This is a genomic window from Kordia jejudonensis (assembly GCF_001005315.1).
GTDB lineage: Bacteria > Bacteroidota > Bacteroidia > Flavobacteriales > Flavobacteriaceae > Kordia > Kordia jejudonensis.
Map to the genome: position 1 here is coordinate 39,304 of NZ_LBMG01000025.1, position 16,248 is coordinate 55,551.

General features: G+C 35.0%; 16 protein-coding genes. 13 read left to right on the forward strand and 3 right to left on the reverse strand.

The genetic code is table 11. The annotated features are described in order from the left end of the window. Window positions 1-74: 74 nt before the first annotated feature. The 3 genes from crcB (at window position 75) to AA089_RS12945 (ending at window position 2,194) form a co-directional block, all read left to right on the forward strand. Window positions 75-446 carry a fluoride efflux transporter CrcB gene (crcB, locus tag AA089_RS12935; RefSeq protein WP_046757380.1) on the forward strand — a complete coding sequence of 124 codons (372 nt, stop codon included), beginning with the start codon at window positions 75-77 and terminating at the stop codon, window positions 444-446. Window positions 447-616: 170 nt separating this feature from the next. After that, window positions 617-955, forward strand: a complete 339-nt coding sequence (locus AA089_RS12940) for a P-II family nitrogen regulator (RefSeq protein WP_046757381.1) — start codon at window positions 617-619, stop codon at window positions 953-955. Window positions 956-961: 6 nt separating this feature from the next. Beyond that, entirely contained in the window at window positions 962-2,194 is a 1,233-nt protein-coding gene (locus AA089_RS12945) for an ammonium transporter (protein WP_046757382.1), read from the forward strand. Between the two features lie 101 nt (window positions 2,195-2,295). On the opposite strand, the gene AA089_RS12950 is transcribed toward AA089_RS12945, so the two are convergent. Further along, window positions 2,296-2,715 (reverse strand): nucleoside-diphosphate kinase, encoded by a 420-nt coding sequence (locus AA089_RS12950; protein ID WP_046757383.1) that lies wholly within the window; start codon window positions 2,713-2,715, stop codon window positions 2,296-2,298. A gap of 186 nt (window positions 2,716-2,901) precedes the next feature. Between AA089_RS12950 and AA089_RS12955 the strand changes: the two genes are divergently transcribed. From AA089_RS12955 to AA089_RS12975, 5 genes are all read left to right on the forward strand, one after another. Continuing rightward, on the forward strand, window positions 2,902-3,915 hold the full coding sequence (locus AA089_RS12955; RefSeq protein WP_046757384.1) for a DHH family phosphoesterase: 1,014 nt from the start codon (window positions 2,902-2,904) through the stop codon (window positions 3,913-3,915). After that, a complete protein-coding gene (gene gldI / locus AA089_RS12960) occupies window positions 3,916-4,482 on the forward strand; it encodes a gliding motility-associated peptidyl-prolyl isomerase GldI (protein ID WP_316936950.1) in 567 nt (188 codons plus the stop codon). It abuts the gene before it with no gap. Window positions 4,483-4,495: 13 nt separating this feature from the next. Next, the gene (locus tag AA089_RS12965) at window positions 4,496-5,698 is read left to right on the forward strand and encodes a peptidylprolyl isomerase (RefSeq protein ID WP_046757385.1); all 1,203 of its coding nucleotides are present in this window, start codon (window positions 4,496-4,498) and stop codon (window positions 5,696-5,698) included. Window positions 5,699-5,913: 215 nt separating this feature from the next. Next, window positions 5,914-6,123 (forward strand): hypothetical protein, encoded by a 210-nt coding sequence (locus tag AA089_RS12970; RefSeq protein WP_046757386.1) that lies wholly within the window; start codon window positions 5,914-5,916, stop codon window positions 6,121-6,123. Window positions 6,124-6,625: 502 nt separating this feature from the next. After that, on the forward strand, window positions 6,626-6,829 hold the full coding sequence (locus AA089_RS12975; RefSeq protein ID WP_046757387.1) for a hypothetical protein: 204 nt from the start codon (window positions 6,626-6,628) through the stop codon (window positions 6,827-6,829). A gap of 77 nt (window positions 6,830-6,906) precedes the next feature. On the opposite strand, the gene AA089_RS12980 is transcribed toward AA089_RS12975, so the two are convergent. After that, the gene (locus AA089_RS12980; RefSeq protein ID WP_046757388.1) at window positions 6,907-8,370 is read right to left on the reverse strand and encodes an aminoacyl-histidine dipeptidase; all 1,464 of its coding nucleotides are present in this window, start codon (window positions 8,368-8,370) and stop codon (window positions 6,907-6,909) included. Window positions 8,371-8,565: 195 nt separating this feature from the next. Between AA089_RS12980 and AA089_RS12985 the strand changes: the two genes are divergently transcribed. The 5 genes from AA089_RS12985 (at window position 8,566) to AA089_RS13005 (ending at window position 15,285) form a co-directional block, all read left to right on the forward strand. Beyond that, window positions 8,566-9,639 carry a DUF3810 domain-containing protein gene (locus AA089_RS12985; RefSeq protein WP_046757389.1) on the forward strand — a complete coding sequence of 358 codons (1,074 nt, stop codon included), beginning with the start codon at window positions 8,566-8,568 and terminating at the stop codon, window positions 9,637-9,639. 51 nt (window positions 9,640-9,690) lie between these two features. After that, the gene (locus tag AA089_RS12990) at window positions 9,691-10,455 is read left to right on the forward strand and encodes a hypothetical protein (protein ID WP_156169001.1); all 765 of its coding nucleotides are present in this window, start codon (window positions 9,691-9,693) and stop codon (window positions 10,453-10,455) included. Window positions 10,456-10,548: 93 nt separating this feature from the next. After that, the gene (locus AA089_RS12995; RefSeq protein ID WP_046757390.1) at window positions 10,549-13,512 is read left to right on the forward strand and encodes an amidohydrolase family protein; all 2,964 of its coding nucleotides are present in this window, start codon (window positions 10,549-10,551) and stop codon (window positions 13,510-13,512) included. A gap of 11 nt (window positions 13,513-13,523) precedes the next feature. After that, window positions 13,524-14,822, forward strand: coding sequence for an amidohydrolase family protein (locus tag AA089_RS13000; protein WP_046757391.1), 1,299 nt, complete (start codon window positions 13,524-13,526; stop codon window positions 14,820-14,822). Between the two features lie 49 nt (window positions 14,823-14,871). Continuing rightward, window positions 14,872-15,285 carry a hypothetical protein gene (locus AA089_RS13005; RefSeq protein ID WP_046757392.1) on the forward strand — a complete coding sequence of 138 codons (414 nt, stop codon included), beginning with the start codon at window positions 14,872-14,874 and terminating at the stop codon, window positions 15,283-15,285. Between the two features lie 82 nt (window positions 15,286-15,367). Here AA089_RS13005 and AA089_RS13010 read toward each other — a convergent pair whose 3' ends face one another. Next, window positions 15,368-16,171, reverse strand: a complete 804-nt coding sequence (locus AA089_RS13010; protein ID WP_046757393.1) for a DUF6503 family protein — start codon at window positions 16,169-16,171, stop codon at window positions 15,368-15,370. Between the last annotated feature and the right edge of the window lie 77 nt (window positions 16,172-16,248).

Here is a 16,248-nt window from a genome sequence, read left to right on the forward strand (position 1 = left end):
AAACTTTTAAAGAAGATTGTCTGAACAGTAAGAATGATTACTTTTAGACAATCTTTTATTTTTATAAATTACACATGAAACAACTCTTTCTCGTTTTTATTGGTGGCGGATTTGGAAGTGCTTTGCGATTTCTCTTAGGGAAATACCTAAACAGCGCAACAACAGGAATTCCCTATGGAACCTTTGCTGCCAATATTTTAGGAAGTTTACTAATTGGAATCATTTTAGGAATGGCAGCCAAGAATGAAGCCATCAGTCAGCAACACACATTACTACTTGCTACCGGTTTTTGTGGCGGATTCACTACCTTTTCTACGTTTGCCTACGAAAACCATGTCTTTTTAAAGTCAGGAGATTTCATGACCTTCTTCCTGTACACGATTGCCAGTTTTATCATCGGTTTCTCAGCCGTATTTTTAGGAATGTATCTTGTAAAATATTTCTAATTTTTACATTTACCCTTAAAAATCATTAGAAGAATTTCAAAAAAAGTACCTTTTAAAAATTATACCCTTAAAAAAATAGGGGTAAAATATAGATTTTCACAAAAATAAATCCTTCTACCCTATTTTAAAACACACCTAACTATCTTTAGCCTATAAAATATTTTTTTTAGATGAAAAAGATAGAAGCAATCATTCGCAAATCTACATTTGAAGATGTCAAAGATGCTCTTCATGAAATTGAAGTAAACTTTTTTACATATTGGGACGTCACAGGAATCGGAAACGAAAAAAAAGGACATGTATATCGCGGTGTCAGTTATAGCACACGCGATATTGCTCGTCGTCATATTTCTATTGTGGTTTCTGATCACTTTTTACAAAAAACCATTGATGTGATTCTAAAACATGCATACACTGGAGAAGTCGGTGATGGAAAAATATTTGTTTCTACTATAGAAGAAACATACAGAATTAGAACGAAAGAAAAAGGAACCTCATCACTTCAATAAACGGACATGGACACTTCATTATTTACCGCAAACAATTTATGGATGATGCTTTGCATCGCCTTGGTTTTCATTATGCACTTAGGATTTTCTTTTTTAGAAATTGGATTGACACGTGCAAAAAACACCATTAATATATTATTCAAAAACATCATCATTATCATCATCGGATTGCTAACATATACAGTCATCGGATTTAGTATCATGTATCCTGGCGAAGCTTTTGAAGGCAGCTGGATTGGTTTCAAATCATTTGGACTGGTACTTCCTGAAGATGGATTGGCAATTAGTTACGCCGAAGGAAAATATACATATTGGACAGAGTTTTTATTTCAAGCTATGTTTGCCGCTACGGCTGCTACTATTGTTTCGGGCGCTGTCGCAGAACGTATAAAATTAGGAAGTTTCATTCTGTTTTCTTTGGTCTATGTTGGATTGATATATCCAATTGTTGGCATGTGGAAATGGGGAGGCGGATTTTTAGAAACCTTAGGTTTTTATGATTTTGCTGGTTCTACCATTGTGCATTCTGTAGGCGGTTGGGCAGCATTGATGGCGGTAATTTTATTAGGTCCACGAATTGGCAAATTCAAGAAAGGTATTTCAGGTGTAATTCCTGGTCATAACTTACCGCTAGCTACAGCTGGTGTATTTTTACTTTGGTTTGGATGGTTTGGATTTAATGGTGGCTCTGTACTTTCCGCGGAACCTGGCGCAACATCGTTAGTCTTAGTTACTACATGTTTGGCGGCTGCGGCTGGCGGATTGGGCGCATTTACGTTTTCATACATAAAGTATAAAGAAAATGATTTATCAATGCTGCTAAATGGAATTTTAGGAGGATTGGTTGCTATAACTGCTGGTGCTGACCAAATGGGCGTTTTAAGTGCTATTGTCATCGGTTTCTTTGCAGGAATTTTAATTGTATTCGCCGTTGTTTGGCTCGATAAATTAAAACTTGATGATCCTGTAGGCGCCATTTCTGTACATTTAGTTTGTGGAATTTGGGGAACGCTAGCCGTTGGACTTTTTGGAGCTTTGGCAAGTTGGTCACAGTTCTTACATCAAGTATATGGAATTTTAATTGTTGCGGCATTTTGCTGTGCGACTTCATTCGGAATTCTTTTTCTCATCAAGAAAACGATGGGCATTAGAGTTTCAAAACGAGAAGAAATTGAAGGATTAGACATTCACGAACATGGAATGCAGGCATATGCAGATTTTAGACTAAACGAACACTAAGTTGTTACTTCGCTAACGACAATACTACCATACTTTTGACATAAAAAAAGCTTCAATCGGTTGATTGAAGCTTTCTTATATAGTATTATTGAAAATTTCCCTTAGAAAATCTCTCTTCCTGCAAAATGGAAAGCACCTTCAATAGCTGCATTTTCGTCACTATCAGAACCGTGAACTGCATTTTCTCCAATAGAAGTTGCATATAAATTTCTAATAGTTCCTTCTGCTGCTTCTGCAGGATTTGTAGCTCCAATTAATGTTCTGAAATCGCTAACTGCATTGTCTTTTTCTAAGATTGCTGCAACAATTTGTCCTCTTGTCATGAATTCTACTAACTCACCAAAGAAAGGTCTTTCGTTATGAACTGCATAAAATTCTTCTGCATCACGCTTACTTAATTGTGTTAACTTCATTGCAACAATTTTGAATCCTGAAGCAGTAATTTTTTCTAAAATAGCACCGATGTGTCCGTTTTCAACAGCATCAGGCTTAATCATGGTAAAAGTTCTTTTTCCAGCCATTTGTGGTATGTATAAATAATTATAAGTTCGTGTTTTGTAAAATCAATGTTGATTTTCGGTGCAAAAGTACACAAATACAATTTATTTGCAACTCTATTTTAGTATATTAGCCACCTATGAAAAAAGAAGTAGCTATTTCAACGCTATTTTTATAGTTGTTAGATACATATAAGAGAACCCAAACGAATGAACGAAGTTGATATAAAAGCCATTAAAACCTTACTTCAAACGCCTAAGAATATTGTTATTATTCCGCACAAAAATCCAGATAGCGATGCTATTGGTTCTACATTGGCACTATGGCATTACTTGAAAAATAAAGGACAAGAAGCAATTATTGTGGCACCAAATGATTATCCTGATTTTTTAAAATGGATGCCTGGCGAAACCGAAATTGTAAAGTTTGATACCCAAAAAGAAGAAGCTGAAAAATATATTGAAGCTGCCAATGTTATTTTTACGTTAGATTTTAACGATTTGAGTCGAATTGGCGAAATGGCAAGTACAGTTTCAAAAAGTGATGCTACATTCATTATGATTGATCATCATCAACAACCTGCCGAATACGCTACCTATACGTATTCTGACACCAGCATGAGTTCAACATGTGAAATGGTGTATAATTTTATTTGTTTTTTAGAAGATGAAGATGACATTACACCTGAAATGGCTTCTTGTTTGTATTCTGGAATTATGACTGATACAGGATCGTTTCGTTTTTCGGCAACTACAAGTACTACACATCGCGTTATTGCCAACTTGATGGATAAAGGTGCAAACAACTCAGAAATTCACAATGCAATTTATGATACCAATAGTCCAACCAAATTACAATTATTAGGTTGTGCGTTAAAAAACATGGTTGTTTTGGAAGCATATAATACGGTATATATTACGCTATCTAAACAAGAACTTTTACAATACGATTTTAGAAAAGGAGACACAGAAGGTTTTGTAAATTATGGTTTATCATTAAAAGGCATTAAATTTGCGGCAATTTTTATAGAAAATTTACAAGAACCTTATATTAAAATGTCATTGCGTTCAAAAGGCGATTTTTCGGTAAACGAATTTGCACGAACACATTTTAATGGTGGCGGACATACAAATGCTGCCGGCGGAAGAAGTGATGATTCTATGGAAGATACTGTTAAAAAATTTAAAGAAATTTTAACTGCGTACAAAAACGAATTGAACTAAATGATGTACAGAAAAATAATTCTTTTTAGTAATATTCTTATATTGATCGTTTCGTGTTCGCAACAAGAAGCGCGGAGACCTATTACACAAAGTTCGGGTACTTTTATCAAAGAATCAGTTGATAGAAATAAAGCCTTAATTGCACAAGAAGAAGCTCAAATTCAAGAGCTTATAAAAAAAGATTCTGTACATGAATATACTGCTTCAGAAAATGGATTTTGGTATTTTTATAATAGTACTTCTCCAGCAGAAACATACACGCCAAAAAAAGGAGATACGCTACGTTTTGAATATAATGTAGCAAAAATTACTGGCGAAACTATTTACACAAAAGAAGAAATTGGCATCCAAGAATATGTTGTGGATAAACAAAAAATGATTCCTGGATTTCGATACGCTTTACAATTGATGAAAAAAGGAGAAACGGCAACGTTTTTGTTTCCATCACATGTTGCCTTTGGATATCACGGAGATACAAAAAAAATAGGATCCAATGTTCCTATTCAATCTACAATAACATTACTTTCAATTAAAACAAATCAAAAAAATCTAGAAACAAAAAATTAAAATACATTTTATCATGAAGAAAATCACGATACTTATTGCAATCATAGCAATTGGATTTACATCTTGTAACAGTTCAAAATATCCAGATTTGGCAGATGGACTCTACGCTGAAATAGAAACTACAAAAGGAAACATATTTTTAGAATTAGATTATAAAAATACGCCTACAACTGCTGCAAACTTTGTTGGTTTAGCAGAAGGAACACATCCGTTATTAGCTGACGATAAAAAAGGAAAACCATTTTATGACGGTATTATTTTCCACAGAGTTATGGAAAACTTTATGATTCAAACAGGAGATCCATTAGGAAGTGGAATGGGAGATGCTGGTTATAAGTTTGATGACGAAATTGTAGAATCATTAAATCATAATCAGGCAGGAACGTTAGCGATGGCAAATTCAGGTAAAAATACCAATGGAAGTCAATTTTACATTACGCACGTACCTTATCCTTCATTAAATGGTGGATATACTGTTTTTGGTAAAGTTGTCATTCATCCTGAAGATAAAAAAGCATTGATGGCTAAAAACTTAGACGAAAAAGCAATGCAAAAAGCGATTGATTCTGTAAAGATGGTAACTGTTGATTTGATTGCAAAAACGCCTGTTACAAAAACGCCACAAGCGATGAATCGACCTGTAGATACGATCAAAATGAATAAAGTTCAAATTATTCGTCAAGGTTCTGAAGCGCGCGCTTTTGATGCGCCTAAAGTTTTTGAAGAAAAAACAACAGAAGCAAGATTAGCGAAAGAAGCTGCTGAGCAGAAGAGAAATGAAATCACCGCTGCAACCTTACAAAAATTCACTGAGTTGAAGGCAAAAGCTACTGATTTACCTTCTGGTTTAAAGTATATTGTGACTAAAAAAGGAGACGGAAAAAAGTTAACGGCAAACTCTAAAGTTGATGTGTATTATGCTGTTTACTTTGCTGATGGAAATTTATTGCAGACAAACAATTTAAAAACTGCAGAAGCGTTAGATGCTGTGAATCCACAAATGAAAGCTGCTGGACGTTATGCGCCTATGCCTGCAGACTTAAGTCCTGATGCTGCAATGATTCCTGGCTTTAAAGAAGGAATTCAGCAATTAAGTGTTGGCGATGAAGCAACATTATTTTTACCATATCACTTAGCCTATGGAGAAAGAGGTTCACGTGGAATTCCACCAAAAACAGATTTAGTTTTTGAAATAGTAGTTGTTGCAGAGAAATAAGAAACCAATTGCACTAACATATATAAAAGCTCATTACAGATTTGTAATGAGCTTTTTTTATGATCGTAAAACCAAACGAAGTAGTACACACTTTAACGATTTTATCAAAAAGGGGCATTTACACTAGGAAAAACACCTTATCCTTTTCATCTATTTTCCCGTTTTGAAAAATTCATACATGAAAGATATTTGCATCGAAACAAAAAACACATATCATGAAAAAACAATTGAAAACTTTAGGATTAAAAAAGCACACCATTTCTTCGTTAGAGGAAACATTATTGAAAGGTGGCGCGCCAACAACACATAGTTTAATTACGATGCACGCAGGTTGCGTAAGTCAGCAAGGCTGTAATCCAGTACCGCAAGATCCAAGACCACAAACTGGAACTTCTGTCTGCATTAAATGTGGAACTTGGTTGTAAAAAATAATACTAAAAACAATGAAAAGCTCCTCAATGTAGGGGCTTTTCTTTTAGGGAAAACACGGTAAGAATTCTATTGCTTTCACGGTATCTTCACTATCAATATTCTATGATATTTGCACCATCATAAACCAATAAAACAATATCATGAAAAAACAAAAAATCTCTTTGCAATTGCGCAAGCAGAAAATTTCTTCATTAGCTTCAAACCAAACACAAGGAGGAGTGTGTATACGTATACACGCGTAATAGAAAGATGCAGAATTACTGAAATTACACAATGCGGACAAATAACCTGTAATACAGTGATTATTACAACAACAGACCTCACTAACGACATTTCTAAAGTATGCTTTCAGAGCAGACTTATGTTGTGCTAATCTGATTTTGAGAAAGATTTTTTTCAAAAAAAAGAAGCATTTTTGACGGCTTTACCGTAATTCTGTGACAGCTTCTTAATGTATCTTTATGATAAGAATATAACCTAAAAATTAATCGTATCATGAAAAAACAAAAAATCTCATTACAATTAGGGAAACAGAAAATTTCGTTAGTTGCTCAAAAAACAGCTTCCGGTGGAAGAAACTATCAAACAAACAATCCGTATCAATGTGTTACATTACAAACGTATTGTGGAATTGAATGTCAGACAACACTATTGACAAATCAAACAGGATGCTGCGAACTTTCAAGATTGGTTTGTTAGTAAACGCCATTTTAATACAAAAAAAAGCTCTTCAGAAAATGAAGAGCTTTTGTGTTTTTTTGAAATATGTTCAAAAATTATTTCTTTGGAATGTTCTTTAAGATTTCCAATACGTATTTCCAATATTTTTGAGTAGAAGAAATTCCTGCACGCTCGTCTGGCGAATGTGCTCCACGAATATTTGGTCCAAAACTAATCATTTCCATTTCTGGATAGTTGGTTCCTAAAATCCCACATTCCAATCCTGCGTGACAAGCGGCAACATGTGGTTCTTCTCCATTGTTTAATTTCTTATACAAATCGACCATAACAGGCAATATTGAAGCATTCATATTTGGTGCCCAACCTGGATACGAACCAGAAAATTCTACCTCGCAACCTGAAAGCTCAAAACTTGCTCTCAACTTTGTAGCCAAGTCCATTTTTCCACTTTCAACAGAAGAACGCGTTAAACATCCAATCTTAATTTCACCATCTTTTACAATCACTCGCGCAATATTATTTGATGTTTCTACCAAATCTTCAATATCTGGACTCATACGAAATACACCGTTGTGCGCAGCATATATAGAACGTGTAATACCTTCTTGCACACCTAACTCTACTACACCTTCTGGCATTTCAGTAGGCGTACATTCAATAGCTAAATCAGCTTCTATGCTTGCAAATTCTTTTTTGATTGTATCAATCTGTATGTTCATTTCAAACTCAAACGCTTCTTTGTGTACTTTATCAACCACAACGGTTGCTACACTTTCACGTGGAATTGCATTTCGCAAACTTCCGCCATCGATTTCAGCAATGCGTAATCCGTAATTTTCAAATCCATCAAATAACAAACGATTCATCAACACATTGGCATTTCCAAATCCTTTATGAATATCCATTCCACTGTGTCCACCTTGCAATCCATTAACCACAATTTTGTAGGCTACAACGGCTTCTGGAGTTTCTTCAACAACATACGAACGTCGCGCCGTTACATCAATTCCTCCTGCACAACCAATTCCGATTTCGTCATCTTCTTCCGTATCAAGATTCAACAGAATTTCGCCTTTTAGCAAACCGCCTTTGAGTCCCATAGCGCCTGTCATACCTGTTTCTTCGTCAATTGTAAACAATGCTTCCAAAGCAGGATGCGCAATGTCATTACTTTCTAAAACTGCCATAATGGTGGCTACTCCAAGTCCATTATCGGCTCCAAGTGTCGTGCCTTTAGCTTTTACCCAATCGCCATCCACAAACATTTCAATTCCTTGCGTATCAAAGTCAAAATCTGTATCTGCATTTTTTTGGTGTACCATATCTAAATGCGATTGCATTACGATCGGTTTTCTATCTTCCATTCCTGCCGTAGCTGGCTTTTTAATAATCACATTTCCAACTTCATCTATCACAGTTTCCAAGCCTAAATCTTCTCCAAATTTCTTCATAAAAGCGATGACGCGTTCTTCCTTTTTGGAAGGTCGTGGTACTGCGTTTAAATCTGCAAATTTATTCCAAAGTCCGTTAGGCTCTAAAGTTCTTATTTCTTGACTCATTCTATTTTATTTATGGATTGAATTAATTGTTTGCAAAGGTAAATGTTTGACGGCAAAATTGCGCGCTCTTTTTTACGAAATAGCTTCTAAACTATGACATACAATAAAAATATGGTTGCATTTTAGAAATAATGCTATAGTTTTTTTACATTAGCTCAGTATCATTTTCCCGAATGATGTTCAAATGTATTGCCTATGACCAAGAGAACAAAACTATTGATTGCAGTATCTTTTCCTATACAATTTATTGCTATTAAGATACTTGCAAGATATCCTGAATTTGTAGAAACCTATTACAGCAACGGTTTTTATCCTATAATTTCAAAAATTTTTAGAGTAATTTTTGGTTGGATTCCGTTTTCTATCGGAGATATTTTCTATACAATTGCTGGAATTTTAATCATTCGATACATTTACAAAAACTTTCGTTTAGTTAAAACAGAATATAAGCGAATTTTGTTGGATACCTATATTGTCATTACACTGACGTATTTTACTTTTCACTTACTTTGGGGAATGAATTATTACCGATTGCCACTTTATAAATCACTTGATTTAGATCGAAAATACACCACAGAAGAACTTGTAGATTTTACCGAAAGAGTCATCGCGAAAGCAAACAAAATTCAATATCAAATTACACAAAATGATACGGTAAAAGTTGAAATTCCATACAAAACGAGTGAAATTTTCGAGAAAACATACAACGGATATGATAATTTTAGCGCAACACAACCACAATTTGCATTTACGCATCGAAGCCTAAAAAAGTCTATCTACAGTGGTTTTTTAACAATTATGGGATTTAGCGGATATCTCAATCCGTTTACCAATGAAGCACAAGTCAACAGTAAAATTCCTATGTACAAATTTCCAGTAACGGCAAGTCATGAAGAAGCGCATCAAATTGGGTTTTCTGCTGAAAATGAAGCGAATTTCATTGGTTGTATGGCTGCCTTACACAATGACGATATGTATTTTAAATATGGCGCGTACAACTTTATGGCGTGGCACTGTTTGAAAGAGGTTTACAACCGAAATCCTGAGGAATACGAACGCCTAAAAGCAACTTTACATCCTGGAATTCAGAAAAATTATGATGAAGTTCGTGCGTTTTGGAATGCACATAAAAACCCATTGAAACCGATGTTTAAGTTTACGTTTGATCAGTTTTTAAAGGCAAACAATCAAGCAAGTGGAATTCAGAGTTACAGCTACGTGGTTTCTTTATTGGTCAATTATGACAAAAAATATCGTATGGATTTCTAAATACGAAAGCAGTCATTTTTTCGTTTGTACTACATGAATAAAGCAATACTTATGTTCGCGTTTTTAGGTTGTATCGCTTGCGCGAAAGAACACAGAACTACTTCAAAATCTGTAACTTCCTCGCAAAGTGCTGAGCAACCAACGACCATTTCTCCCCATCCGAACGTGCTTGATTCATTAAAGTTAGCGATCAACTTTATACCCAAAGGAAATTACAATACCATCAAACAAACTATTCGACATGATCGGGAATACTTTGCAAGACAATTACTGCGAAACGAAGAAAAAGCGCTGGATTCGGCTTCAAAATATATTTACGACAAACTCATCAACGAATTAGTGCCACATTGGTATGGAACACCTTGGGATTTTAATGGACATACCGACATTCCAAATAATGGCGAAATTGCCTGTGGTTATTTTGTTTCCACAACCTTAAAACATCTTGGTTTTCAACTCAATCGTTACAAAATGGCGCAAGAAGGTGGCATGAACGAAGCCATAACATTACAACCGCGTTCGGAGTTAAAAATTTTCCGAAACATTTCGCAAAGTGAACTTAAAACAGCGTTGACCAAAACGTATACAGATGGCATTTATTTTGTTGGATTGAGCAATCATGTTGGCTACGTGCTCATCAAAAATAAAGAACTCTACTTTTTACATTCGAGCTATTACGATGACAAAGTACTCATTGAAAAAGCAGAAATTTCTCCTTGTTTTCAAAGCGATATATATGTCTTTGCAGAAATTACTACGAATCGGAAGCTCATTCAGAAATGGATTCAAAAAACACCAATTCCAATTCATAAATAAACGTTAAAAAATCCACAACAAAACCAATAAAGTCCATTGATACCTTATCTTTAGAGTTAAAACTAGATCAACCTAAATTTAACACTAAAAGCAATGAGAAAATCGTATTTGCTGCTGTTATTAGTTTTATGTAGCCTACCAACATTTGCTCAGGATTACTTTCCTAAAAATGATGGTGTAAAAACAGAACAACATACCATAACAGCATTCACAAACGCTAAAATTTACGTCACGCCCACTCAAGTGATTGACAATGGAACTCTTTTAATACAAGATGGTAAAGTATTACAATCGGGAGCCAACATTTCTATTCCAAAAAATGCTACTGTAGTAGATTTGACAGGAAAAAGTGTGTATCCTTCTTTTATAGATCCGTTTTCAGATTTTGGACTTAAGAAACCCAAAAGAAACGGAAATTGGAGAGCTGCTCCACAATACGACGCTGGTCGTGAAGGATATTACTGGAACGATCATATTCGTCCAGAAACAAATCCAATACAAAGTTTCGTGTTTGACACCAAAAAAGCAACCAACTTATTAAAAGCTGGTTTTGGAACTGTAAACACACATTTACAAGATGGAATTGTCCGCGGAAACGGAATGCTCGTTGCACTAAATACTAAAGATGACAACAGTATTCGAATTTTAGACAATCGCTCAGCGCAATACTTATCATATCAAAAAAGTAATGCTTCAAAACAATCGTATCCTACGTCGCTTATGGGAAGCATGGCATTAATTCGTCAAATGTATCACGATGCAGATTGGTACGCAAAAGGAAATGCTAAACGACAAGATTTAGCGCTAGAAGCACTGATAGCCAATAAAAACTTAGTACAAATATTCCATTCTGGAAATAAACATAATAGTATTAAAACGGATGCTATTGGAGACGATTTTGGAATTCAATATGTATTAGTTGGCGATGGAACTGAATACGAAAATATAAATGCAATGAAAGCTACAAATGCGGCTTTTATTATTCCGATTAACTTTCCAAAAGCCTACGATGTTTCTGATCCGTATGCGGCAGATCTTGTAGAATTAGAAGCGATGAAACACTGGAATCAATCGCCTTCAAATCCGAAAGCATTGGCGGATAAAGGAATTATGTTTAGCTTTACAATGCATGATACAAAAACACCTAAGGATTTTAAAAACAATCTACTAAAGGCAATTTCGTATGGCTTAGATAAAACAAAAGCTTTGGAGGCTTTAACGACAATTCCTGCAAAATTATTGAAGCAAAATGATAAAATTGGAACGCTTCAAAAAGGAAAACAAGCTAACTTTTTAATTACTTCTGGTGATATCTTCGAAAAGAAAACCATCATTTATGAAAATTGGGTTCAAGGGAATCCGACGGTTTTTAACGATAAATCTATGAAAGACGTTCGCGGAAAATATGATGTTACAGTTGCTGGAGATACGTACAATGTTACAATTTCAGGCACACCAGAAAAACTTAAAGCACAAGTACAAAAAAATGCTTTAAAACTAGGTTCTAAAATTTCATACAAAGACAACTGGTTGCAATTGCAATTTACAACACCTGACACGACAAAAACTGAGTTTATTCGTTTGATTTCTCGTGTTAATACTGCTACTTATTTTTCTGGAAAAGCCATTTTAGCCAATGGAGTTGAAACTACATTTACGGCAACACAAAAAGAAGTATCTACCACAAAAGCCAAGGATGATAAAAAGGAAAATACACCAACTGTAATGCCTATCTCCTATCCTAATGGCGCATTTGGCTCAAAAACACTACCGCAACAAGAAGATGTATTGTTTAGAAATGCAACCGTTTGGACGAATGAAAAAGATGGTATTCTGCAAAATACAGATGTATTGGTAAAAGATGGTAAAATAGTTCGCATTGGCAAAAACCTCAGCGCAGGAAATGCTAAAGTGATTGATGCTACTGGAAAACACTTAACAGCTGGAGTTATTGACGAACATTCGCATATCGCGGCTTTTGCTATTAATGAAGCAGGACACAACTCAACTGCCGAAGTAAATATGGCAGATGTAGTTGATCCGGAAGATGTAGACATTTATAGAAACTTAGCTGGTGGTGTTACTACAATTCAATTATTGCACGGTTCTGCCAATCCGATTGGTGGACGCTCCGCAATTTTAAGCTTACGTTGGGGACGCACAGCTGACGAAATGCTGTTCAAAAATGCAGATGGATTCATCAAATTTGCTTTAGGAGAAAATGTAAAACAAAGCAACTGGGGCGATACCGAAACGACACGTTTTCCACAAACGCGTATGGGAGTTGAGCAAGTATTTACCGATTATTTCCAGAGAGCAAAAGAATACGAAGCACAAAAGAAAACAGGAAAGTATCGTTATGATATAGAAATGGAAACGATTCTTGAAATTATAAACAGTAAGCGTTTTGTTTCCTGTCATTCATATGTTCAAAGTGAAATAAATATGTTGATGAAAGTGGCAAACAAGTTTGGATTTACAATCAACACGTTTACGCATATTTTAGAAGGTTATAAAGTGGCTGATAAAATGAAAGAACATGGTGCTGGTGGATCAACATTCTCAGATTGGTGGGCTTACAAATATGAAGTAAATGATGCAATTCCGTACAATGGCGCTATTATGCATAGTCAAGGTGTTGTTGTAGCGTTCAACTCGGATGATGCTGAAATGTCTCGTAGATTGAATCAAGAAGCGGCAAAAGCAGTAAAATACGGAGGTGTTTCAGAAGAAGAAGCATGGAAGTTTGTGACCTTGAATCCTGCAAAATTATTACATATTGATGATAAAGTAGGAAGTATCAAAACTGGAAAACAGGCAGATTTAGTTTTGTGGAATACACATCCAATGTCAGTATATGCAAAAGCAGAAAAAACAATGATTGAAGGAACATTTTATTTTGATATAGAACGTGATGTAGCATTGCGAAGACAAATTAAAGAAGAACGAAACGAGTTGATAAATATGATGCTGTTAGAAAAGAACAAAGGCATGAAAACACAACCCGCAAAGAAGAAAGATAAAGTACATAATCACTGTGATACCGTAAACTTTTAAACAAAACAGACATGAAAAAACATATTTATATCTATACATTATGCTTAACTGTTTTGTGTAGCAGTTTAAGTTTTGCACAACAAACGCCTGCGTCCGAACAAAAGGAAACAATTTCTATTGTTGGTGCTACGGCACATATTGGAAATGGGCAAGTAATTGAAAATGCAGTCATTGTATTTGAAAACGGAAAAATTATACGAATTGGCGCTGCTGGAACTACACAAACCGCAGGAAAAGTAATTGACGCCAAAGGAAAACATGTATATCCAGGATTTATTGCACCAAATTCTACATTAGGTTTGGTAGAAGTTGATGCGGTACGTGCTTCACGCGATCAACAAGAAACAGGAAGTATCAATCCGCATGTACGTAGTTTAATTGCGTACAATACAGAATCGAAAGTAATTGAAAGTTGTAGACCAAATGGTATTCTAACGGCGCAAGTTACACCTAGAGGTGGACGCGTTTCAGGAACGTCATCTATTGTACAATTAGACGCTTGGAATTGGGAAGATGCAGTTATTAAAGAAGATGACGGAATTCACATGAACTGGCCAAGAAGTTCAAGTCGTGGTCGTTGGTGGCTGGGAGAACCAAGAGGTTTGCGTCCTAATAAAAATTACGCAAAGCAACTACAAGACATTCAAGATGTATTTAATAATGCTGTAAGCTATTTGAATGGCACTAAAAGTCCAAAACATTTACCTTTTGAAGCAATGGCAGGTTTACTAAACGGAACTCAAAAACTGTTTGTTCATGTCGATTCGGAAAAAGGAATTTTAGATGCAATTTCATTTGCCAAGAAAAACAATTTGAAATTAGTGATTGTCGGAGGTTATTCTGCACACAAAGTTGCAACGACATTACGTCAAAACAATGTTCCTGTGTTGTTGCACAGAACACATTCGGTACCAAAAACGGACGACGAAGATTATGATTTGTCGTATAAGAAAGCAAAAATCTTAACAGATGCTGGTGTTTTGGTAGGTTTAGAGAATAGCGGACAAATGGAACGTATGAACACGCGTAATTTGCCTTTCTTGGCAGGAACTGTTGCTGCACAAGGTTTAGACAAAGAAAAAGCATTGCAATTAATTACGTCTAACACGGCTAAAATTTTAGGAATTGACGATCAACTTGGAACGTTAGAAGTTGGAAAAGATGCCACACTTTTTATTAGTGAAGGCGACGCTTTAGACATGCGTACAAATATTTTAACATATGCCTTCATTCAAGGGCGAATGCTGAGTTTAGAGACGCATCAAACTAAATTATGGAAGCGCTATATGAATAAATTCGAAGGAAAATAGTAACTTTAGATAGAAGTTTGCTACTCATAGCATATTAAACAGATTTATTATGAAAAATATAACACAATTCGCGTTCTTATTATTTTTGGGTGTTACGTTACAGATTTCTGCACAAGAAGTCACACAAGAAACACCTATTGTTTTCAATGATATTGAAGATTTCGAACTGCCGACATTTTCAAAATTATCTGCTGATATTGCAAGCGAATACGTATCAGTTGTAGAGTCATTACCAAATTTGACGACTATTGGACCTTTTGTTGATAAAGAATTAAGACGATCTTTTATTGATGAAAATAGTACTGTATATACGGTTCGAAACTTTACAGAGCCAAATTCAATACTTCCGAATATCAGTCCAAAACGGTTTGAATTACGAAATAGTTTAAACACTATTATGTTTACTGGTTTTGATATTACACAGTTACATTGTAATAATGCTTTTAGAGCAACAGGAAATTAAAAACGTAAATATTTACATACAAAAAAATCCTCTTCGTGTTGAAGAGGATTTTTCTTTTCCATATAATTCTTACTCATATCTCTTATCCTTTTGGAACAATGACAGCTCCTTCTGGACGTGAATACATTTTAGTTTCCATTGGTTTATTGGTCAAGACTACATTTATAAATTCTACTGAATTGCGCACTTCGGTTACTTTGTTATCTTCACTTTTATACCATGTTAATGTTTTAGGTAATACGACTCCATTAACTTTTTGCCAATCGCTGTAACGGATGTAGCTAATTTTTGTACTTGGCGCACCGTTAAAATACGTTACTGTATATCCCAACCATTCCATTTGATAGTTTTCGGGATTGTAATAAATGAAGTAATTGTCTTCTGGCGAGTCTCCTACTCCATCTCCATATGAAATTTTATATCCAGGATATTGTACATCTTCAAACGATAAACTTTCAACCTCATCATATGTAATTCCATCATCGCCTAATACAAAAGGCATCGCATAGAAATAAAAGTATAAATTATGATAAAAACGGGCATTTCCTTTGAAGGCAGTTGTATCTTTTTGAGCTAACCAAACATCTTTTCCATCATAACCAATGGTGAAGTTTTCTCCTTCCAATCGAGTTTTACGTGAATGCAAATCGGTAATATGCTTTTCCGTTTGCTTCGGTTTTACCATTTCGTAAATTAAGGTTTGTGCAGCATTCCAGTTGTCGATTCCGCCATGAGCATCAAACACTTTTTGTAGCTTTTCAGGATATTTTTTAGTTTCTTTTTTTACTTCTTCTTGCGGTATATCTGCTGTTTTCGCATCTTTTTTTTCGCTTTTACAAGCAACCATTAAGAACAATCCTAATAGGATTAGCGTAATTTTTTTCATGAATTAGTTTGTTTTAGTTGTATTTCTGTCGAACAGAACGCTTTAAAATTACAAAGTATTCAAAATAAAAAATCCAA

Coding starts and splice junctions, on each gene's coding strand:
- AA089_RS12995 (WP_046757390.1), top strand. CDS start 10,549: ATGAGAAAATCGTATTTGCTGCTGTTATTAGTTTTATGTAGCCTACCA.
- AA089_RS12950 (WP_046757383.1), bottom strand. CDS start 2,715: ATGGCTGGAAAAAGAACTTTTACCATGATTAAGCCTGATGCTGTTGAA.
- AA089_RS12965 (WP_046757385.1), top strand. CDS start 4,496: ATGAAGAAAATCACGATACTTATTGCAATCATAGCAATTGGATTTACA.
- AA089_RS13010 (WP_046757393.1), bottom strand. CDS start 16,171: ATGAAAAAAATTACGCTAATCCTATTAGGATTGTTCTTAATGGTTGCT.
- AA089_RS12985 (WP_046757389.1), top strand. CDS start 8,566: ATGACCAAGAGAACAAAACTATTGATTGCAGTATCTTTTCCTATACAA.
- AA089_RS12990 (WP_156169001.1), top strand. CDS start 9,691: ATGTTCGCGTTTTTAGGTTGTATCGCTTGCGCGAAAGAACACAGAACT.
- crcB (WP_046757380.1), top strand. CDS start 75: ATGAAACAACTCTTTCTCGTTTTTATTGGTGGCGGATTTGGAAGTGCT.
- AA089_RS12970 (WP_046757386.1), top strand. CDS start 5,914: ATGAAAAAACAATTGAAAACTTTAGGATTAAAAAAGCACACCATTTCT.
- AA089_RS13000 (WP_046757391.1), top strand. CDS start 13,524: ATGAAAAAACATATTTATATCTATACATTATGCTTAACTGTTTTGTGT.
- gldI (WP_316936950.1), top strand. CDS start 3,916: ATGATGTACAGAAAAATAATTCTTTTTAGTAATATTCTTATATTGATC.
- AA089_RS12940 (WP_046757381.1), top strand. CDS start 617: ATGAAAAAGATAGAAGCAATCATTCGCAAATCTACATTTGAAGATGTC.
- AA089_RS12955 (WP_046757384.1), top strand. CDS start 2,902: ATGAACGAAGTTGATATAAAAGCCATTAAAACCTTACTTCAAACGCCT.
- AA089_RS13005 (WP_046757392.1), top strand. CDS start 14,872: ATGAAAAATATAACACAATTCGCGTTCTTATTATTTTTGGGTGTTACG.
- AA089_RS12975 (WP_046757387.1), top strand. CDS start 6,626: ATGAAAAAACAAAAAATCTCATTACAATTAGGGAAACAGAAAATTTCG.
- AA089_RS12980 (WP_046757388.1), bottom strand. CDS start 8,370: ATGAGTCAAGAAATAAGAACTTTAGAGCCTAACGGACTTTGGAATAAA.
- AA089_RS12945 (WP_046757382.1), top strand. CDS start 962: ATGGACACTTCATTATTTACCGCAAACAATTTATGGATGATGCTTTGC.